We start from the raw sequence: 19,399 nt of genomic DNA, 5'->3' as shown, positions 1-19,399 counted from the left end.
CTAAGCCTGCTGCAAAGTCGGGCGCAGCCGCCGAACCGGCGCGCCCCATGGCCACAGTTGCCGCATTTCCCGTTAAGCCCGGATTAACCCTGGTTTTCAATCGCGTCTTGAAATCCATCTTGCATCGAGCGGCATATGTGCATCTGCGTTCTTTTCGTCGACGCCCCGTCGAGTTAAAAGCAAGTCGGGTTCACAGTGACAAGAATCGACCTGATTCCGTCATTATACCGATAGGTCAAGCGCCTGTGGCATGATTCGCCCGAAAAAAGCGAATCAATTGCCCCAAATGCGCCTTTAGGCCGCGGACGGCCGCAACCGCCCACAGCCTGACCTGCCGCCGGCTAACTCCTGCCGGCCCGGCCCGACAACACGCCGAAGCCTTCGATCAGGGCCTCTGTCGCCTGCACATCCCGGAATTGCGCCTGAATTTCGACGAGGCGCCTGTAATTCTCATCTGTGGGGTCGCTGGCGAGCGCGGCCTCCGCCTGCTTCAGCTCCTTATGTAGAGTACGCGCACTTCGGTGCAAGTGCAGCGCCTGGGCGAAAGCGTCACGGGCGTCGTCCAGCGCAGCGCCTTCCAGCGCCGGCCACTGCCGCGTGCGGCGGATCAGCGCCTCGGCCCGCTCCCATATATCCGCATGCCCGGCGCGGCCGATCGCCTCGACAACCGCCCGCCGCTCGTTGGCCAGATCGTGCGCCAGCGCGTCGAGAAGGGCTGCGTGCAGCTTGCGCAGGTCGCCATTGGCGAGGTCGAGGAACTCGATATGCTCGAAGAACTCGTCGATCAGCGCCGGATGGTTGACCAGCGCCACCACGATGGTCGCCTCGCGCACCGTCATCACCTCGCCGCCGCGCTTCAGCAGCGCCGAGCGCCCGAGGCTTTCGGTGATCGCGTTGCGGCCGCCGGCCGCGCCCTGCCGCGACCACGGGCCGGCACCCTGGGCGCGCCCGCCCTGAAAACCGCCCCCCTGCCCCCGGCCGCCACTGCGCCCCTGCTGGCGGTTGCGCTGCGGGCCGAAGAAGCTCTGCACGCGCTCGCGCATTTCCTGATTGTAATGGAAGCGCACCGTTTCGTCGCGGATGCGGCCGGTCAGTTCCCTGAGCGTCTTTTCCAGCTCGGCGCGCCGCTCGGGCGTGTCGAACACGGCGCCGGAGGTTTCGCGCATCCACACAAGGTCGGCCAGCGGCCGCGCCTCCGAAAGCACGGAACGGAATGCCTCCGCGCCCCCGTCGCGCACCAGGTCGTCCGGGTCCTTGCCGTCGGGCAGCAGTGCGAAGCGCGCCGTCCTGCCCGGCTCGATCAGCGGCAGGATGAGGTCGGCAGCGCGCCACGCGGCCTTGAGGCCCGCGCCGTCGCCGTCGAAGCACAGCACCGGCTCGCCGGCCATGCGCCACAACAGAACGAGCTGGTTCTCCGTCAGGGCGGTCCCCAGCGGCGCCACCGCATTCTCGAACCCCGCCTGCGCCAGCGCGATGACGTCCATGTAGCCTTCGACGACCACGACCGGCTCGCCGCGCGCCACCGCCTTGCGGGCGCGGGCGAAATTGTAGAGCACATTGCCCTTGTGGAAGAGCTCCGTCTCTGGCGAATTGAGATATTTCGCCAGCGCGTCGGGCGACATCGCCCGCCCGCCGAAGGCGATGATGCGCCCGCGCGAATCGGGGATCGGGAACATGATGCGGTCGCGGAACCTGTCGTAGGAAACAGGAACGTCGTGGCCATGCACCACGAGCCCGCACGCCTCGATCTCCTCCTTGCCCACCCCGCGCGAGGCCAGATATTCCTTCAGCGCGTTGCGGCTTTCAGGCGCATAGCCCAGCCGGAACGACTGCTGGGTGGCCGGCGTCAGGCCGCGGTCGCGCAGATAGGCGCGCACCTTCGCCCCTTCCGCCGATTGCAGCCGCTCCTGAAAGAAGGCCGTCGCCAATTCCATGACGTCGGTGAGTTCGGCGCGCTGCTTCTCGCGCGCCTCCGCCTGCACGTCGCGCGCCGGCATCGGCACGCCGGCCATGTCGGCGACGCGCTCCACCGCCTCGGGAAAGCTCAGGCCGTCCAGTTCGGTCAGGAACTTGAAATGATCGCCCGAGACGCCGCAGCCGAAGCAGTGGTAGCGGCCCTTGCGATCCTCGCAATGGAAGCTCGGCGACTTCTCGCCATGGAACGGGCAGCACGCCCACCAGTCGCCCTTGGGCGCATTGGTCTTCTTGCGGTCCCACGTCACGCGCGCCCCGATCACCGATGAGATCGGCACCCGGTCGCGTATCTCGTCGAGAAATGAGGTTGGAAAGCGCATGATGGGAAACTGCTCGTTTCCCTTCATATAGACCTCATTCGCGCGCAAGACGACTCTCGCCGCGCGCCATGCCCGGTATTCACAGGCAGGCAAACGGAAAAGGGCGGCGCCGGGCCGCCCTTTTTGCATTCCGGGGTTCGCTTACCGCGCCGCGATCACGCCGGCGATCAGCCCGCTCGCCAGTCCCACCAGCAGGTAGTCGTTGTCGACCCTGATCCACTGCTGGCCGGGGGCCGGACGCTTCAGGCCGTGGCGGTGATAGTCGCGCACCGGCGGATGGCGGCGCCAGTCGGAGTAGCGCTGGCCGCGCTTCCAGTCATGATGCCCCCCATAACCCGGCTTGGCATAACCCGGCTTCTTCACGGTCTGGTGCTTGCCATAGCGGCCGTGATCGCGCCTGTTGTCGTAGCGGCCGTGATCGCGGCGGTTGTCGTATTTGTGGACCGGCTTCTTGTGGCTCTGCCCGTGGACCGGCTTGCGATGGTCGACCTGCACCAGTTCGGCCTGCGGCGCGGCCGGCCTGCTCAGCGGAGCGGCCTGCCCCTGAAACGAAGTGGCGGCCAGCATCGACACGGCCATGATCGAGAGGATGATGCGTTTCATGAAAGGCGCTCCTGCGTTGTTCATGGCCAGAGAGATAGGGCCGCGCGCATGAACCGAAACTGAACGGGCACATTACATTTCCGTAACAGAATCAGCTTCTTAAACAGCCGCCTTGATTCAACCCGGCAGGAACCGGGAGCCCCCTGCGCCAGCCGCTTGCTTCCACGCTGCCCGGCGTCGCGGCGGCCTGCCTTGAGGGGGCCACAAAATGCGCCAACATACTACGGGGGCTGGACAATATTGATTACCCGGCTAATATATAAGGCCGTACAGGATACTCCCGCCATGCATGTGATTCGCATCCGCAAGCGCGCCGGCCGCGCAATCTGTTCTATGTGGCCGCGCCGCCTCGCCGCCGCAGCCTCCTGCCGTGCGGGAGGGCATGCATGACCGGATCGGTGGTCCTCGTCCATCTGGCCGGCGCCGTCGCGCTGATGCTCTATGCCACCCGTCTGGTGAAGACGGGTGTGGAGCGCGCCTATGGCGACGTGCTGCGCCACAAGCTGCGCGCCACCTTGCAGAATCCCATCATGGCGGTGCTGGCGGGCACCGGCCTCGCCATTGCGCTGCAAAGCTCCACCGCCGTCACCCTTCTGGTCGGTTCCTTCGCCGGCGCGGGCATCGTTTCGGGCCTTGCCGGCCAGCTTGCCGTGCGCGGGGCCGAGATCGGCTCGGCGCTGGTGGCGAAGCTTCTGACCTACGATCTCACCCTGCTGGTGCCGCTCTGCCTCATCGTCGGCACGTTCCTGTTCATGGCCACGGAAAGCCGCGACTGGCGCCAGAAGGGCCGCATCCTGGTCGGCATCGGCCTGCTCATCCTGTCGCTGGAAATGATCGGCCACGCTTCGGAGCCGCTGCGCGAAAGCGAGTTGATGCCGATCATCATCAACTATTTCTCCAGCGATCCCATCACCGCCTATCTGCTGGCGGCGCTCATCACCTGGCTGTTCCAGTCCTCCATTGCCGCCGTGCTTTTGATGGCGACCATGGCCGGGCGCGGCCTGATCACGCCGGAGCTTGGCGTGGTTCTGGTGCTGGGCGTCAATCTGGGCTCCTCGATCATAGCGCCGATGCTGACCCGCAATTCCGAGCCCGGCGTGCGCATCGTGCCGGTCGGCAATCTTCTGATGCGCGGCATGGGCTCGATCGTGATGCTGGCGCTGGTCATGATCTTCAGGCCGCAGATCGATTTCCTCGGCGCGACCGCGTCGGACCAGATCGTCAACGCCCACATCCTGTTCAACGTCATCATCCTCATCGCCGGCCTGCCGCTGGCCGGCCTCATCTACCGTGCCTCGGAAAAGATCGTGGCGCTCGGCGGCAAGCCGGACCCGGAGACGCCAATGCAGGTGATGGAGCTGTCGGCGCTGTCGGAATCGGCGCTGTCCAGCCCGCCGCAGGCGCTCGCCAACGCCACGCGCGAGGTGGTGCGCGTGTGCGAGACAGTGGAGATCATGCTCAAGCGCATCATCGAGCTCTACGAGAGTGCGGACGAGGACAAGATCAACGCGCTGGCGGCGCTCGACGACCGCGTCGACGAACGCCACGCCGCCATCAAGATCTATCTGGCGAAGCTCATCCGCAATCCGCTGACCGAGGATCAGGCGCTGCGTTGTCAGGAACTGATCGGCGCCTGCGTCAAGCTGGAGCAGGTGGGCGACATCATCGTGCGCAACATGCTGGTGCATGTGCGCAAGAAGATGGCGCAGAATCTCGAATTCACGCCGGAAGGCTGGCGCGAGATCACCGCCTTCCACGGCGCCGTCCTCGCCAATGCGCGCCTTGCCTTCAACGTTCTGGTGTCGCGCGACACGGACACCGCGCGCCAGCTCGTCCAGGAGAAGGACAGGCTGCGCGACATGGAGCGCGAGGCGAGCAACAGCCATTTCCTGCGCCTGCGCGACGGCACGCTGAAGTCGATCGAGACCAGTTCCATCCATCTCGATACGCTGCGCGACCTCAAGCAGATCAACTCGCTGCTGACCTCCATCGTCTATCCGGTTCTGGAAGAGCGCGGCCTGCTGCGCGGCTCGCGCCTGCGGGCAAGCTGAGCGGCCCTGCCTCCGGATTCCTCAGGCCGGAAAATCCGGCCTCGCAGAAAACGGCCCCCCCCTGCACCCATGCAGGGCGGTTTATTGCTTGATGCGGGAACGCGACCCTCCCGCGACCAAATCACAAGCAAAATACGCCTTTAAGCGCGAAACCTGAATCGGTCTGGAAACCGGCAATCCACGCCCCATGACGTTCAATCCATCATGTAACGTATAAAGTTACATGAACGGGACAGCAGACCTTCCGGCGTTCTTCACGTCCTCCTGCACATGGCCGAGCACAGCAAGCCAGTCACCTCCGAGGTGCTGGCACGGGCCATGGACACCAACCCCGTCGTCATCCGGCGCATCATGGCGGGTCTGCACGGCAAGCTGCCGAACCTTTCGGGCATCGCACTGGAAAACGGGCGAATCGATCCCCTCGCCGCGCTCTATGTCGGCCCGCGCACGCGCTTCAACAGCGACATCGCGCAAAAACTCGGCTGCGCCATCGAGGAACATGCGGCCGGAACCTTCATCCGCACCGATTCCCTGAAGGAAAAACCACGGTGCCCGGCGTCTATGCCGCCGCCGACATTGCGCGTGGCGCGCACTCCGTCGCATGGGCCTGCGGCGACGGCGTCACGGCCTGAGTGGCCGTGCACCGTTCGCTGGTATTCAGCTGAGCAGGCTCTTGATCGTCCCGCTCGCCTTGCCGAAATCCATCTGGCCGGCATATTTTTCCCGCAGGGCGGCCATCACCTTGCCCATGTCCTTGACGCTGGCGGCGCCGGTCCCGGCAATCGCCGCGCGGATCGCGGCCCCGGTTTCCGCCTCGTCCATCTGGCGGGGCATGAAATCGCGGATCACCACGATCTCCTCGCGCTCCCTGGCCGCCAGTTCCGGACGGCCGCCATCGTCGAAGGCTTTTGCCGAATCCTCGCGCTGCTTGACCATCTTGGCCAGAAGCTGGGCAAGCTCGTCGGCGCCTGCGGCCTCCTTGCCGACGCCGCGATTGGCGATGTCGCGGTCCTTGATTGCCGCCTGGATCAGCCGCAGCGTGGAAAGACGCGCCTTGTCGCCCGCCTTCATCGCCGTCTTCACTTCTTCGTTCAGCCGCTCGCGCATGATGTCGTCTCCTTGATGGGTCCAGATAAAGCATGTGACCGGTGGCTGGAAGCGGGTTTTCCATAAAAGCTGCGGCAAGTTTCCGCGCAGTGTTGACCGGGCCCGCTCGTTCCCCTATCTCGGGGCCTTAGCATGAACTGAGCACTTTGTGCGCGGAGGTCGCGAAGGTTCGCCGCCCCGTGCCTTTTGCCGCGGGAACCCGGCTGCCCGGCCGTGCGTCCGCGTAACCCTCACGATGGAGCGCCGCCATGGCCAGCACTGCCCCCTGGGTTTCGGAGAAGCCGACCGCCCTGCTCGTCCTTGCCGACGGAACGGTGATCGAGGGGCGCGGCCTTGGCGCTGCCGGCGAGGCGATCGGCGAGGTCTGCTTCAACACCGCGCTCACCGGCTATCAGGAAATCCTCACCGATCCCTCCTATGCCGGCCAGATCGTCACCTTCACCTTCCCGCATATCGGCAATGTCGGCGTCAACGACGAGGACGAGGAAAGTCTGGCGCCCATCTCGCGCGCCGGCGCTGTCGGCGCCATCTTCAAGGCCGACATCTCCACCCCTTCCAACTACCGCGCCTCCGGCGGTCTCGACGAATGGCTGAAGAAGCGCGGCATCGTCGCCATGTCGGGCATCGACACCCGCGCGCTCACCGCGCTGCTGCGCGACAAGGGCGTGGCCGATGCCGTCATCGCCCATGCGCCGGACGGCGATTTCGACGTCGCAGCGCTGAAGAAGAAGGCGGCCGGCTGGTCGGGCCTCGTCGGCCTCGACCTCGCGAAGGACGTCACCAGCGGCCAGTCGAGCCTGTGGCAGGAAACGCCGTGGGTGTGGAACGAAGGCTATGGCGAGCAGGGCGAGCCGTCCATGCACATCGTCGCCGTCGATTTCGGCGTCAAGCGCAACATATTGCGCCTGCTGGCCGGCCTTGGCGCGAAGGTCACGGTGGTGCCCGCCACTGCGTCGGCGCAGGACATCCTTGCCCTTCAGCCGGATGGCATCTTCCTCTCCAACGGCCCCGGCGACCCGGCAGCCACCGGCGAATATGCCGTGCCGACGCTGCGCGAACTGCTGAAAACCGACATTCCGATCTTCGGCATCTGCCTCGGCCACCAGATCCTGGCGCTTGCCACCGGCGGCAACACGGTCAAGATGCATCAGGGCCATCACGGCGCCAACCATCCGGTCAAGGATCACACCACCGGCAAGGTCGAGATCGTGTCGATGAACCACGGCTTCGCGGTCGACACCGCCTCGCTGCCGGAAGGCGTGAAGGAAACCCATGTCTCCCTGTTCGACGGCTCGAACTGCGGCATCGCCATCGTCGGCAGGCCGGTGTTCTCGGTGCAGCACCACCCGGAAGCCTCGCCGGGCTCGCAGGATTCGCATTACCTCTTCCGCCGCTTCGCCAACCTCATCCGCGAGCGCAAGGGTGAGCCGGCGCTGGCCGAGCGGGCCTGAAGTCCTAGAGCATTTTGCAGCCAAATGGAAATATTTGGCGTCGCATAAATGCAGTATAAACAAGAAGATAGATCATTTCATCGATCCCGTGAAACGATGAAATGATCAAGCCTGAAATCCGGGCCCGAAATCCGGCCTGAACCGCGGCAGGAAAACGATCAGCTTTTCGCGGCGGCCTTCATGGCCGCCGTTTTTCCTTGCGGCACCCGCACTTTCGTCACCAGCACCAAAAGCGCACCGCTCAGGAACACGCCGGCCACCACATAGGAAGCGCCGCCGAATTCCACCGGCGCTTCGGGTCCGGTGAACCACGAGAAGATGTTCGTGTAGAGCAGCGGCGCGATGATCGCGGTGATGGAGAACAGGCTGGTGATCGCCCCCTGCAACTCGCCCTGCGAGGATGGCGGGACCTTCGCCGCCGCAAGACTGCGCAGCGGCGGTTCGGACAGGGCTTCCAGGCAGGTCGCCACGATCACCGCATAGACCATCCATCCCTTCCAGGCCGCCGCATAGCCGAAGGCGGCGATTGCCGTGAACGAAAGCCCGACGGCCGCCGTCCGCCATTCGCCCAGCACCGGCACCACGCGCGGCAGCACGGTTGCCATGACCACGGCGCCGCACAGGCCGAACAGCCCCAGCGAGAGGCCGATCTGGCGTTCGCTCCAGCCATAGCGGTAGTCGCTGACGAAGGCCCACACCGAAGGGTAGACCATGTGGCCGAGCATCATCAGGAAGAACACCAGCCCCAGCCAGCCGATGCCCGGATAGTTGCGCATCTGCCGCAGCGCCCCGAGCGGGCTTGCCCGCCGCCACTCGAAGGGCCGGCGATGCTTGGCCTCCAGCGTTTCGGGCAGGAAGAAGAAGGCGACGATGAAATTGACGAAGGCCAGTCCCGCCGCGAACCAGAAGGGAACGCGGGGACCGAATTCGCCAAGGATGCCGCCCAGCACAGGCCCGATGACGAAACCGACGCCGAAGGCGATGCCCAGCAGCCCGAAGTTGCGCGCCCGGTTCTCGTCTGTGCTGACATCGGCGATGAAGGCCGAGGCCGTCGAATGGCTGCCGCCGCTGATGCCGGCCAGAACGCGGCCGATGAACAGCATCGGATAGGACCATGCGATGGCGCAGATCAGGTTGTCGATGGCGAAGGTGAACACCGAGGCCAGCAGGACGGGCCGGCGTCCGAAGCGATCCGAGAGATTGCCGATCACCGGCGCGAACACGAACTGCATGGCCGCATAGACGAACAAAAGCCATCCGCCCTCGCGCGCCGCCACGCTCACGTCCACGCCCGACAATTCCTGCAGGAAAGCCGGCAGCACCGGCATGATGATGCCGAAGCCGATGATGTCGAGCAGCAATATGGTGAAGACGAGGGCAAGCCCGCGCCGTGCCGTGGCGGTGTCCACCATTGCGTGTCCTCCCTTCGCCGGAAAGCGGGCCGCTCCTTATAGGCTTGCCGCCAATCTGGAACAATAAGGGAACACCTAAAAACTTCTCATGCTGACACCAGCTGCCGCAAAGTGAGCCCGAAGCATTCCGGCGGTATGTGCGTGGCTCCGGTCTCGCAACCGGACAACCGCTGCGGCAGTAGCGTCAGATCGGGTTGTTGAACGTGTCGCAGTCGGAAAGCTTGCCGCTTTGATACCCGCGGGCGAACCATTTCTGGCGCTGGGCGGAGGTGCCATGATTGAAGGTCTCGGGCACCACATAGCCCTGCGTGCGCTTTTGCAGCGTGTCGTCGCCGATCTGCTGGGCGGCGTTCAGCGCTTCTTCCAGATCGCCCTCTTCCAGAATGCCCTTCTGCGCGGTGTAGTGCCCCCACACGCCGGCGAAGCAATCGGCCTGAAGCTCGACCTGCATCGACATGTGGTTCGCTTCCTGCTCGCTCATGCGCTGGCGCATCTGGTTGAACTTCGGCAGCACGCCGATCAGGTTCTGCACGTGGTGGCCGACCTCGTGGGCGATGACATAGGCTTCCGCGAAATCGCCGGAGGCGCCGAATTGCTGCGAAAGCTGGCGGAAGAACGAGGTGTCGAGATAAACCTTCTTGTCGGCCGGGCAGTAGAAGGGCCCGGAAGCCGAGGAGGCGAAACCGCAGGCCGAACGGATCTGGCCGTCGAACAGGGTCAGTTGCGGCTCCTGATAGGTCAGCCCATTGGCCTGGAAGATGCCGTTCCACACATCTTCCGTCTCGGCCAGCACGGTGGCCACGAACTGCCTCATCTCGTCGTTGCGCACGGAGCCGGAACCCGGCTCGCTGGAGGTGACGCGGCCGCTGTCCTCGCCCGGCAGCAGACCGCCGCCACCGCCGGTCAGCACCTGCATCGGATCGATGCCGCAGGCTTTCAGCGCGAAGAACAGCACGACGAGGATGACGATGGTGGAGATGCCGCCGCCGCCGGCGCGTCCGCCGACCGGGATGCGGATGCGGCCGGGACCGGTGCCGATGTTTCCGGGTCTGCCGAAGCCGCCCTGCCCGCGCTGATCGTCGATATTGTCGCTCTGGCGACGGCCTCTCCAGCGCATGCGCGTTCCTCATCTCATGGCAGGCTTTGCCTGCGCCATCTCTTCGGCCGATAAATAGCTTATCGTCCCGATGGAGTCATGGCCATTCTTGCCCCTCTGGCAACGCGCGGGCGGGGCGGAATGTTCCGCTCCGGGTCCCGCGCGCCCGGCCAACGCGCTTAGCCCGGCCCCTGGCTCGAAAACCGGCAGTGCCTTTTGCCCAGCCATGCGCATTGGCTGGGCAAACATGCATTTTTCGGGGTTACATCGGTTCGAACTCTCCCCTATAAGGCCCCCTTAGCCTGATACTGAGAATCCACGCAGCGTGAACCGACCCGGAAACCCGGCGCCGGTGTTTCGCGTGCACAGCCACAACGGACCATGCCATGCCAAAACGCACCGATATCAAATCCATCCTGATCATCGGTGCCGGCCCCATCGTCATCGGCCAGGCATGCGAGTTCGACTATTCCGGCACGCAGGCGTGCAAGGCGCTGCGCGAGGAAGGCTTCCGCGTCATTCTGGTCAACTCCAATCCGGCCACCATTATGACCGACCCGGAACTGGCCGACGCCACCTATATCGAGCCGATCACACCGGAAGTCGTCGCCAAGATCATCGCCAGGGAGCGCCCGGATGCGCTGCTGCCCACCATGGGCGGCCAGACGGCGCTCAACACCGCACTGTCGCTGCGCCGCATGGGCGTGCTGGAGCGCTACAATGTCGAGATGATCGGCGCCGACGCCCACGCCATCGACAAGGCCGAGGACCGCGCCCTGTTCCGCGAGGCGATGGCCAAGATCGGGCTCGAGACGCCGAAGTCGATGCTGGCCAACGCCACCGAGGTCAAGGACGCCGACCGCAAGAAGCACGAGGCCGAGCGCGCCGCGCTCAAGGCGTCCGGCGCGTCCGACAAGGAGCTCGACGCCCTCGAAACGAGCTGGAACCTCGGCGAAGGCGACCGCAAGCAGCGCTATGTCTCGCACGCCATGGGCGTGGCCGCGCAGGCGCTCGATGCGGTCGGCCTGCCCGCCATCATCCGCCCCTCCTTCACGCTCGGCGGCACCGGCGGCGGCATCGCCTTCAACCGCGAGGAATTCTTCGCCATCGTCCAGTCCGGCCTCGACGCCTCCCCCACCACCGAGGTCCTGATCGAGGAAAGCGTGCTCGGCTGGAAGGAGTATGAGATGGAGGTCGTCCGCGACAAGGCGGACAACTGCATCATCATCTGCTCGATCGAGAACATCGACCCGATGGGCGTCCACACAGGCGACTCGATCACCGTCGCGCCGGCGCTGACCTTGACCGACAAGGAATACCAGATCATGCGCAACGCCTCGATCGCGGTGCTGCGCGAGATCGGCGTCGAGACCGGCGGCTCCAACGTCCAGTTCGCCGTCAACCCGGCCGATGGCCGCCTCGTCGTCATCGAGATGAACCCGCGCGTGTCGCGCTCGTCGGCGCTCGCCTCCAAGGCCACCGGTTTTCCCATCGCCAAGATCGCCGCCAAGCTCGCCGTCGGCTACACCCTGGACGAGCTGGACAACGACATCACCGGCGGCGCCACGCCCGCCTCCTTCGAGCCGACCATCGATTACGTCGTCACCAAGATCCCGCGCTTCGCCTTCGAGAAATTCCCCGGCGCGGAGCCGACGCTGACCACCGCCATGAAGTCGGTGGGCGAGGTCATGGCAATCGGCCGCACCTTCCAGGAATCGTTGCAGAAGGCGCTGCGCGGCATGGAAACCGGCCTCACCGGCCTCGACGAGATCGAGATCCCCGGCGTCGGTCACGGCGACGACAAGAACGCCATCCGCGCAGCCCTCGGCACGCCGACGCCCGACCGTCTGCGCATGGTGGCGCAGGCCATCCGCATGGGCACCTCGCTGGAAGACGTGCACGCCATGTGCAAGATCGACCCGTGGTTCCTGGAGCAGATCGCCGGCATCATCGCCATGGAAGCCCGCATCCGCGAGCATGGCCTTCCCCAGGATGCCGCCAATATGCGCATGCTGAAGGCCATGGGCTTCTCCGACGCCCGCCTCGCCTCCCTCACCGGCACCAAGCCGAAGGAGGTCGCGCATCTGCGCAATTCGCTTTCCGTCCACCCGGTCTACAAGCGCATCGACACCTGCGCCGCCGAGTTCGCCTCGCCCACCGCCTATATGTATTCCACCTATGAGCAGCCTTTCGCAGGCAGCCCCGCCAACGAGGCCGGCGTGTCGGACGCCAAGAAGGTCGTGATCCTCGGCGGCGGCCCCAACCGCATCGGCCAGGGCATCGAGTTCGACTATTGCTGCTGCCATGCCTGCTTCGCGCTCAACGAGGCCGGCTACGAGTCGATCATGATCAACTGCAACCCGGAGACGGTCTCGACCGACTACGACACCTCCGACCGCCTCTATTTCGAGCCGCTCACCGCCGAGGATGTCATCGAGATCCTCAGGCTGGAGCAGTCGCGCGGCGAACTTGTCGGCGTCATCGTCCAGTTCGGCGGCCAGACCCCGCTCAAGCTGGCCGAGGCTCTGGAGAAGAACGGCATCCCGATCCTCGGCACCTCGCCCGACATGATCGACCTCGCCGAGGACCGCGACCGCTTCCAGAAGCTGCTCCAGAAGCTCGACCTCACCCAGCCCGAGAACGGCATCGCCTATTCGGTCGAGCAGGCCCGCACCGTGGCCGGCGAGCTGGGCTTCCCGCTGGTGGTGCGCCCCTCCTACGTGCTGGGCGGCCGCGCCATGCAGATCATCCATGACGAGGCGATGCTGCAAACCTACCTGCTCGACACCGTGCCCGAGCTGGTGCCGGAAGACATCAAGCAGAAATACCCGAACGACAAGACCGGCCAGATCAACACGCTGCTCGGCAAGAACCCGCTCCTGTTCGACACCTATCTGTCAGGCGCCATCGAGGTCGATGTCGACTGCCTGTGCGACGGCAAGGACGTCTATGTCTCCGGCATCATGGAGCATATCGAGGAAGCCGGCATCCATTCGGGCGACTCGGCCTGCTCGCTCCCCGTCCACTCGCTTTCCGACGAGATCGTCGACGAACTCGAACGCCAGACGGCCGCGCTTGCCAAGGCGCTCAATGTCGGCGGCCTGATGAACGTGCAATACGCCATCAAGGACGGCACCATCTATGTGCTGGAAGTGAACCCGCGCGCCAGCCGTACCGTGCCTTTCGTCGCCAAGACGGTCGGCAAGCCCATCGCCAAGGTCGCCGCCCGCATCATGGCCGGCGAGACGCTGGACGCCGCCTTCGCCCACTATGGCGAGAAGCCGAACGCGCGCAATCCCGGCCACATCGCGGTCAAGGAAGCCGTGTTCCCCTTCTCGCGCTTCCCCGGCGTCGACATCCTGCTCGGCCCGGAGATGAAGTCGACCGGCGAGGTCATGGGCCTCGACCGCGACTATGCGCTGGCCTTCGCCAAGGCGCAGCTCGGCGCCGGCGTCGACCTGCCGCGCTCCGGCACGCTGTTCGTCTCGGTGCGCGACGACGACAAGCAGGGCGTGCTTGAGCCGGTGCGCCGTCTCGCCGGACAGGGGTTCCGCGTGCTGGCCACCGGCGGCACCCAGCGCTTCCTCGCCGAGAACGGCGTCGCGGCGGAAAAGATCAACAAGGTGCTCGAAGGCCGCCCCCACATCGAGGACGCCATCCGCAACCGTCAGGTGCAGATCGTCTTCAACACCACGGACGGCCAGAAGGCGGTGTCGGACTCCAAGTCGCTGCGCCGCGCCACGCTGATGCAGAAGGTGCCTTATTACACCACGCTGGCCGGCATGGCCGCGGTCGCCGAAGCCATCGCCGCCCTCAAGGCCGGCTCCCTCGAAGTGCGCCCGTTGCAGGACTATTTCTGAGGCGCGCCGGAACCTGAAGACCCCCACGCTTCAAAGCCCCCACCCCTCCCCACAAGGGGAGGTAAGGGTGGGGTGCTTCACGCGCAACGTCGATGATTCCACTGATCTCGCCGGCGCTCCGTAAGCGTTCAGCGCCCGTCCTTGAGCGTACGTTCCAGATCGCCGCGTATCAGCCGCACCAGTTCGGCATGAATATCGGCGCGCGACCTCGCGCCGCCATCCTCGCAGATCGGCTCGTCCTCCCCGGACGATCTCAGAATCTCGGCAGCACCTTCCCTGCATTCCGGCAGGAAGCTGTAATGGACGGCGTCCGCGACTGCGGCGTAGGTCCCGTTCGGCGTCAGCGTAGCCAGTCTGTCGGCGATCACGCCAGGCGGAACGGTGCCGGCGCTTCCCAGATTGATGAAGCTCATCGGAATGGAAATCTCCTTCAGGCTCTGAGCGTCATAGGCCCGCGCCAGACCCGGATCGACGAGCACGGCGGATTTGATGCGGCGATCGAGATTCGACTGCTGGAACAGCTCCTTGTCGATGGTGCGCAGATCCACCTTGCCGACCTTCACCCGCGCATCGTTCACATAGCCGATGCCGCCCGCATACCAGGCGCAGTCCCACTCCTCATACGCATCGCAATAGCGCGCATAGGCTTCCAGATCGGCGCGCGCGCCGACGCTCAGCATGGCCGCCGCACCGCCAAGCGAAAAGCCGACGACCCCGATCCTGTCGGCATCGACAAGGCCCTGCCATTGCCCGTCACCAGTCAGCCTGTCGATCACGGCGGACAGATCCGCCGTTCGCTGCCACAATTTCGGGGTGTCGCCCGGTGTCGAATAGCCGCTGGTCGTGCCGGGATGGTTCGGACCGGCCACGACGAACCCCGCCTCGGCGAGTTCGGTCGCCAGCCAGCTCATGCCCTGAACGCGGCTGCCCGAGCCGTGCGACAGAACCACCAGCGGGAACCGGCCCTTTGCCGGTGGCGCGTCGGGCACTGCCGGCGCGCCCTCGAACACCCTGTTGGCGCCAATCATGACCGGCTCGCCGCCGCCCTCGGCGGGATACCAGACGGTCACATGCAGATCACGGCCGTAATCGGTCGGGGCAGCAGTGAGTGAAATCTGGCGCACGCCGACATCGGCCGCCATGGAGGGGGTGGCCAGCGCGGCCGCGAATGCAGCGGCGCAGAACGTTTGGATATTGAACATGTTGGTTTCCCGTGTTGAAAGGACGGGAGCAAATTGCAGGCGTTGCGCTTCCGATGCCTCCTCGATCGCGATTCAGGTCGTTCCCGATCGCGATCCGGGCCATTATCGACATCCGATTGCCAGGCCACTCACGTCAGATGATCTTCGTTCCACTGCCTTTCGTCGTCGCATTGCTGCTGCTGATCCTGCTGGCGGCGCTGTTACGCACGACCGATCAGGGAAAGGCCAATCGGCCATTTCTGGCCCTCATCGCCCTGTGCGCCACCCAGACCTTTCTGGTTGGATTGCGCTGGGGCTACGATCTAACGGTCCTGCGCTATGTTCTGCCCGTTCTGGCGGCGTGTGTGCCGCCGCTCACGCTGGCGAGCTTCCGCTGCCTGATCGCGCGCAACGATGCGGAGCCCGAGGCGAATTCATGGCTGCACTGGCTGCCGCCCGTGGCCATCGCATTGCTTCTGGTCACCGCCCCCCAGTCCATCGACATTGCGCTGGTCGCGCTGTTCCTCGGCTATGCCATCGCGCTGTTGCAGCTTGGGCGGCGCGGGCCGGACTCGCTCGACGAAGCACGCTTCGACAGGGCAGTCGCCGCCCACCGGGCGCTCGTCATGGCGGCCGCCGCACTCTGCATGTCCGCACTGTTCGATCTGACGATCTGGCTGGATTTCGAATGGACGCGGGGCGATCATGCCGCTCTGATCGCCGGCAACGGCAGCCTGCTCGGCCTCTTGATGATCGGCGCAACCACCCTTGTCGCCGCAGGCGCGAAAGCCTTCCCCGAGCCGGCGCAGGAGCCCGTCCAGACCGCCTGCGCCGAACTGGACAGGGAGGTCCTCGACCGCGTCGAGCGCCTGCTCGCCGAACATAAGCTCTATCTCGACGACAACCTGACGCTTTCGCGGCTGGCGCGTCGTGCCGGCCTTCCTGCGAGACAGATTTCCGGCGCGATCAACCGCATGGCTGGCAAGAACGTTTCGCAATACATCAACGATCACAGGATCGCGGAAGCTTGCCGCTTGCTGCTGCGGCCCGACGTTTCCGTCACGACGGCCATGCTGGACTCCGGCTTTCAGACCAAATCCAACTTCAATCGCGAATTTCGCCGCGTAACCTCATTGAGCCCCGCAACATGGCGTGACCGGAACAGGGCCCGGCCGGAACGGCAGGCCCTGACCTGATGCCGGCTGCGCTCGCAGCCATCCGCGCGTCGTCTCCTGCGTCCCAATGCCTTCCGCAATGCCTCGGGCGAACGCATCCCCTTTCCGCTGACGGATAACCCGCACCCGCCTCCAACGTCTTCAGTTGACAACATACCAACTGGTCGGTATGTATATTTTCAAGGGAGAACACCATGCCGAAGGTCGCCACCAGACAGGATGCCAGGCAAAAACTGCTGGATGCAGCCCTGTCCGTGATCCGCACCAAGGGCTACTCGGCCACCTCAGTTGACGAATTGTGCGCGGCGGCAGGCGTCACCAAGGGCGCGTTCTTCCATCATTTCAAAAGCAAGGAAGAGCTTGGCGTCGCTGCGGCGAACCACTGGTCGCAGATCACCGGCGCGCTGTTCGCGCAGGCCCCCTATCACGAGCATGCCGATCCGCTGGCGCGCATCATCGGCTATCTGGAGTTCCGCAAGGCCCTGCTGCAAGGCGGCGTACCGGAATTCACCTGTCTTGTCGGCACCATGGTTCAGGAAAGTTACGAGACCGCCCCTGCCATCCGCGAGGCATGCAACGCAAGCATCAGCGACCATGCGGCGGCCCTTGAACCCGACATCGAGGCCGCGATGCGCGATCGCGCTCTTGCGGCGGACTGGAGCGCCGCTTCGCTGGCGCTGCACACGCAGGCCGTTCTTCAGGGCGCCTTCATTCTCGCCAAGGCGAAAGGCGGCGCCGCCGTCGCCGCCGACAGCATCGACCATCTCATACGCTATCTGAAACTGCTTTTCGGGCCGGGGGCTGCCGAACGTCAGTCGTAAAGTCACATCAGGAGGAAAGTCACATGCCCAGCACAATCCGCCTTCATCGCGTGATCGCCACAAAGCCCGAAAAGGTCTATCGCGCCTTCACCGAAGCCGATGCCATCGCAAGCTGGCTTCCGCCCTATGGCTTCCTGTGCACCGTCCATGAGATGGATGCGAAGGCGGGCGGGCGCCACAGGATGTCCTTCCGCAATTTCACGACCGGCCGGAGCCATTCCTTCGGCGGCACCTATGTCGATCTCGTGCCGGGCGAGCGCCTTGTCTACACCGACTCGTTCGACGATCCGAACCTGCCGGGCGAGATGCGCGTCACCATCACCCTGAAGGCCGTTTCCATGGGCACCGAGGTAAATATCGAGCAGGAAGGCGTGCCCGACATCATCCCGCCGGATGCGTGCTATCTCGGCTGGCAGGATTCCCTGCACAAGCTGGCGAAGCTCGTGGAGCCGGAGATCAACGAATAGCCGCCCATGGCCGTTGGCGGCCTGCCTCCTTCCACCCGCACAGGGAGCATTGCGATGATCCCAACCATCACCGTTTTTGAACGCTCGCCAGATGGGGGCAGCGGGCACGCACGCGACATGCCCGTTCGCTGGGCGCTGGAAGAGGCTGGCCAGCCCTACCATGCCCGTCTTGTTTCGTTTCGCGGCCTGAAGGAGCCCGCGCACCGCAGGCTCCAGCCTTTCGGGCAGATTCCGACCTACGAGGAAGACGGCCTCGTCCTCTTCGAATCCGGCGCGATCGTTCTCCATATCGCGGAGCGCCATGCCGGCCTGCTGCCGGGCGGCGAACATGGCCGGGCCCGCGCGATCATGTGGATCTTCGCCGCCCTCAACACGGTGGAACCGCCCATCGTCGAGCATGAACAGGCGTCTTATGTGGAGCATGGCCAGCCGTGGTTTTGCGAGGAGCGCCTGTCCTTCCTCCGGGACCGCATCCGCGTGCGGCTGGCGCAGCTTTCCTGCCGCCTTGGCGACGGCGGCTGGCTGGACGGCGCCTTCAGCGCCGGCGACCTCATGATGGTCACGGTGCTGCGCCGGCTGAATGGATCGGGGCTACTGGAAGACCATCCGAACCTTGCGGCCTATGTCGCCCGCGGCGAGGCCCGGCCAGCCTTCCGGCGCGCATTCGAGGCGCAGCGGGCCGTGTTTCTCGCTTCATCGGCGGGCGAATAGAGCCCCCGCCGGCCTTATCGCTCCGGTCCGGCAGCCTGCCAATGCCGGTACAGGCCCTCCACATCGCCGCTGGTCAGCACCGGCATCGCGTCATGCAGCCGGTCGTCGCTCCAGTCCCACCATGCCATTTCCAGCAGCCGCTCTATATCGGCGTCGCCGAAGCGCTTGCGGATTACGTTGCCCGGATTTCCGCCGACGATGGCATAGGGCTCGACATCCCGCGTCACCAGCGCGCGCGTGCCGATCACCGCCCCGTGGCCGATGGAGACGCCCGGCATGACGATGGCTTCGGAACCGATCCACACATCGCTGCCGATCACAGTATCGCCGGCGGCGGCATATCCGTTCCCGGCACCGGCAAAGGCCGGCACCTCGTTCATGAAATGGAACGGAAAGGTGCTGATCCAGTCGTGGCGATGGCCCTGGTTGCCCGCCATGATGAAGGCCGCACCGGACCCGATCGAGCAGAAGCTGCCGACGATCAGCCTGTCCGCACCTTCGTCGGGAAGCAGAAAGCGGGCGCAGTCGTCAAAACTGTGGCCGTGGTAATAGCCCGAATAGTAGCTGTAGCGGCCGACGACGATGTTCGGATTGGTCACCTGCCTGTCGAGCGTGATGCCCCGGAACGGGCTTTCGAAGAAATTTGTCATGAGAAAAGTACCATTGAAGGTGCCAGACTGGCCGCCGCTCTGGCGCACATGTCATGGCATAACTGAACCCGCCGGCATTCCGCTGAAAGCCGGCACGAAGCTTCTCGCGTCGAAAACGCGGAAGCGGGTTCAGGTGGTACAGTCGGCGGATTTCATGCTGCCCTGATGCCACGGATGGAGGATGCAGGCAAGGATAAGGAACTCCGCTCTGCATGGGTGGCAAGCATTCCGCGCCCGCTTTTATCCCCACCCTCCCCTCAGCGCTTATCATGTCAGTGCCCTTCCCGCGGGACCGCCGGTCATGACGGTGGCTGGCGGGGGATGGGACGACGCGGCTCCGAACCCTGAACGTGAGGGCAAGGGCCGACCGGGAGCGCCTGGCGAAGGGACCGATGGTTCGCCGCAGGCTGGACTGTCCGGTAATGCGGCAGTCCGGCTCAATCCGTACCGGAGACGGGAACGGGTCGGTCCATTCCGCGTGGATGCCGGCAACGGCGTCGCGCGGGCTTCGAGCGCTGCG

At 65.0% G+C, this 19,399-nt stretch carries 14 protein-coding genes and 1 pseudogene; 8 read left to right on the top strand and 7 right to left on the bottom strand.

What is annotated here, in order from left to right:
• Positions 1 to 341 precede the first annotated feature (341 nt).
• Positions 342 to 2,294: a DNA primase gene (dnaG, locus tag DES43_RS16600; protein WP_035030601.1), complete on the bottom strand. Its 1,953-nt coding sequence runs from the start codon at positions 2,292 to 2,294 to the stop codon at positions 342 to 344.
• Between the two features lie 141 nt (positions 2,295 to 2,435).
• On the bottom strand, positions 2,436 to 2,897 hold the full coding sequence (locus tag DES43_RS16595; protein ID WP_035030471.1) for an RcnB family protein: 462 nt from the start codon (positions 2,895 to 2,897) through the stop codon (positions 2,436 to 2,438).
• A gap of 386 nt (positions 2,898 to 3,283) precedes the next feature.
• On the opposite strand from DES43_RS16595, the gene DES43_RS16590 reads away from it, so the two are divergent.
• Both DES43_RS16590 and DES43_RS16585 read left to right on the top strand, forming a co-directional pair.
• The gene (locus tag DES43_RS16590; protein ID WP_035030474.1) at positions 3,284 to 4,948 is read left to right on the top strand and encodes a Na/Pi cotransporter family protein; all 1,665 of its coding nucleotides are present in this window, start codon (positions 3,284 to 3,286) and stop codon (positions 4,946 to 4,948) included.
• Positions 4,949 to 5,218: 270 nt separating this feature from the next.
• Positions 5,219 to 5,311, top strand: a pseudogene (locus DES43_RS16585) (Rrf2 family transcriptional regulator); the annotation flags it as partial.
• A 294-nt stretch (positions 5,312 to 5,605) separates the two neighbouring features.
• Here the strand turns inward: DES43_RS16585 and DES43_RS16580 are convergent.
• Positions 5,606 to 6,055, bottom strand: a complete 450-nt coding sequence (locus tag DES43_RS16580; RefSeq protein ID WP_035030477.1) for a GatB/YqeY domain-containing protein — start codon at positions 6,053 to 6,055, stop codon at positions 5,606 to 5,608.
• Positions 6,056 to 6,303: 248 nt separating this feature from the next.
• Between DES43_RS16580 and carA the strand changes: the two genes are divergently transcribed.
• Positions 6,304 to 7,506: a glutamine-hydrolyzing carbamoyl-phosphate synthase small subunit gene (carA, locus tag DES43_RS16575; RefSeq protein ID WP_035030480.1), complete on the top strand. Its 1,203-nt coding sequence runs from the start codon at positions 6,304 to 6,306 to the stop codon at positions 7,504 to 7,506.
• 158 nt (positions 7,507 to 7,664) lie between these two features.
• Here the strand turns inward: carA and DES43_RS16570 are convergent, their stop codons facing one another.
• Together DES43_RS16570 and ypfJ are read right to left on the bottom strand one after the other, a co-directional pair.
• A complete protein-coding gene (locus DES43_RS16570) occupies positions 7,665 to 8,918 on the bottom strand; it encodes a TCR/Tet family MFS transporter (protein ID WP_035030483.1) in 1,254 nt (417 codons plus the stop codon).
• Between the two features lie 184 nt (positions 8,919 to 9,102).
• Positions 9,103 to 10,035 carry a KPN_02809 family neutral zinc metallopeptidase gene (gene ypfJ, locus DES43_RS16565; RefSeq protein WP_035030485.1) on the bottom strand — a complete coding sequence of 311 codons (933 nt, stop codon included), beginning with the start codon at positions 10,033 to 10,035 and terminating at the stop codon, positions 9,103 to 9,105.
• 365 nt (positions 10,036 to 10,400) lie between these two features.
• On the opposite strand from ypfJ, the gene carB reads away from it, so the two are divergent.
• Complete coding sequence (gene carB / locus DES43_RS16560; RefSeq protein WP_035030491.1) at positions 10,401 to 13,874, top strand: carbamoyl-phosphate synthase large subunit; 3,474 nt, start codon at positions 10,401 to 10,403, stop codon at positions 13,872 to 13,874.
• Between the two features lie 128 nt (positions 13,875 to 14,002).
• Here the strand turns inward: carB and DES43_RS16555 are convergent, their stop codons facing one another.
• Positions 14,003 to 15,076 (bottom strand): alpha/beta hydrolase family protein, encoded by a 1,074-nt coding sequence (locus DES43_RS16555; protein WP_035030494.1) that lies wholly within the window; start codon positions 15,074 to 15,076, stop codon positions 14,003 to 14,005.
• Positions 15,077 to 15,213: 137 nt separating this feature from the next.
• Here DES43_RS16555 and DES43_RS16550 point away from each other — a divergent pair, with 137 nt between their 5' ends.
• The 4 genes from DES43_RS16550 to DES43_RS16535 all read left to right on the top strand — a co-directional run bounded on the left by DES43_RS16550 (position 15,214) and on the right by DES43_RS16535 (position 18,229).
• Positions 15,214 to 16,251, top strand: coding sequence for a helix-turn-helix domain-containing protein (locus DES43_RS16550; protein WP_035030497.1), 1,038 nt, complete (start codon positions 15,214 to 15,216; stop codon positions 16,249 to 16,251).
• Positions 16,252 to 16,424: 173 nt separating this feature from the next.
• Entirely contained in the window at positions 16,425 to 17,051 is a 627-nt protein-coding gene (locus DES43_RS16545) for a TetR/AcrR family transcriptional regulator (RefSeq protein ID WP_035030500.1), read from the top strand.
• A 23-nt stretch (positions 17,052 to 17,074) separates the two neighbouring features.
• Positions 17,075 to 17,518: an SRPBCC family protein gene (locus DES43_RS16540; RefSeq protein ID WP_035030503.1), complete on the top strand. Its 444-nt coding sequence runs from the start codon at positions 17,075 to 17,077 to the stop codon at positions 17,516 to 17,518.
• 54 nt (positions 17,519 to 17,572) lie between these two features.
• Positions 17,573 to 18,229: a glutathione S-transferase family protein gene (locus DES43_RS16535; protein WP_035030604.1), complete on the top strand. Its 657-nt coding sequence runs from the start codon at positions 17,573 to 17,575 to the stop codon at positions 18,227 to 18,229.
• 14 nt (positions 18,230 to 18,243) lie between these two features.
• Here the strand turns inward: DES43_RS16535 and catB are convergent, their stop codons facing one another.
• Positions 18,244 to 18,879 carry a type B chloramphenicol O-acetyltransferase gene (catB, locus tag DES43_RS16530; RefSeq protein ID WP_035030506.1) on the bottom strand — a complete coding sequence of 212 codons (636 nt, stop codon included), beginning with the start codon at positions 18,877 to 18,879 and terminating at the stop codon, positions 18,244 to 18,246.
• Positions 18,880 to 19,399 lie beyond the last annotated feature (520 nt).

The sequence above is a fragment of the Aquamicrobium defluvii genome, assembly GCF_004363725.1.
In the GTDB taxonomy this organism is placed as follows: Bacteria; Pseudomonadota; Alphaproteobacteria; order Rhizobiales; family Rhizobiaceae; genus Mesorhizobium; species Mesorhizobium defluvii.
The sequence above is the reverse complement of the archived record's forward strand: the minus strand, read 5'-3'. Positions and strand labels throughout refer to the sequence as shown.

Bases quoted from the DNA above. Each gene is read 5' to 3' on its own strand.
- dnaG (WP_035030601.1), bottom strand. From the start codon at position 2,294: ATGCGCTTTCCAACCTCATTTCTCGACGAGATACGCGACCGGGTGCCG.
- DES43_RS16595 (WP_035030471.1), bottom strand. From the start codon at position 2,897: ATGAAACGCATCATCCTCTCGATCATGGCCGTGTCGATGCTGGCCGCC.
- DES43_RS16590 (WP_035030474.1), top strand. From the start codon at position 3,284: ATGACCGGATCGGTGGTCCTCGTCCATCTGGCCGGCGCCGTCGCGCTG.
- DES43_RS16580 (WP_035030477.1), bottom strand. From the start codon at position 6,055: ATGCGCGAGCGGCTGAACGAAGAAGTGAAGACGGCGATGAAGGCGGGC.
- carA (WP_035030480.1), top strand. From the start codon at position 6,304: ATGGCCAGCACTGCCCCCTGGGTTTCGGAGAAGCCGACCGCCCTGCTC.
- DES43_RS16570 (WP_035030483.1), bottom strand. From the start codon at position 8,918: ATGGTGGACACCGCCACGGCACGGCGCGGGCTTGCCCTCGTCTTCACC.
- ypfJ (WP_035030485.1), bottom strand. From the start codon at position 10,035: ATGCGCTGGAGAGGCCGTCGCCAGAGCGACAATATCGACGATCAGCGC.
- carB (WP_035030491.1), top strand. From the start codon at position 10,401: ATGCCAAAACGCACCGATATCAAATCCATCCTGATCATCGGTGCCGGC.
- DES43_RS16555 (WP_035030494.1), bottom strand. From the start codon at position 15,076: ATGTTCAATATCCAAACGTTCTGCGCCGCTGCATTCGCGGCCGCGCTG.
- DES43_RS16550 (WP_035030497.1), top strand. From the start codon at position 15,214: ATGATCTTCGTTCCACTGCCTTTCGTCGTCGCATTGCTGCTGCTGATC.
- DES43_RS16545 (WP_035030500.1), top strand. From the start codon at position 16,425: ATGCCGAAGGTCGCCACCAGACAGGATGCCAGGCAAAAACTGCTGGAT.
- DES43_RS16540 (WP_035030503.1), top strand. From the start codon at position 17,075: ATGCCCAGCACAATCCGCCTTCATCGCGTGATCGCCACAAAGCCCGAA.
- DES43_RS16535 (WP_035030604.1), top strand. From the start codon at position 17,573: ATGATCCCAACCATCACCGTTTTTGAACGCTCGCCAGATGGGGGCAGC.
- catB (WP_035030506.1), bottom strand. From the start codon at position 18,879: ATGACAAATTTCTTCGAAAGCCCGTTCCGGGGCATCACGCTCGACAGG.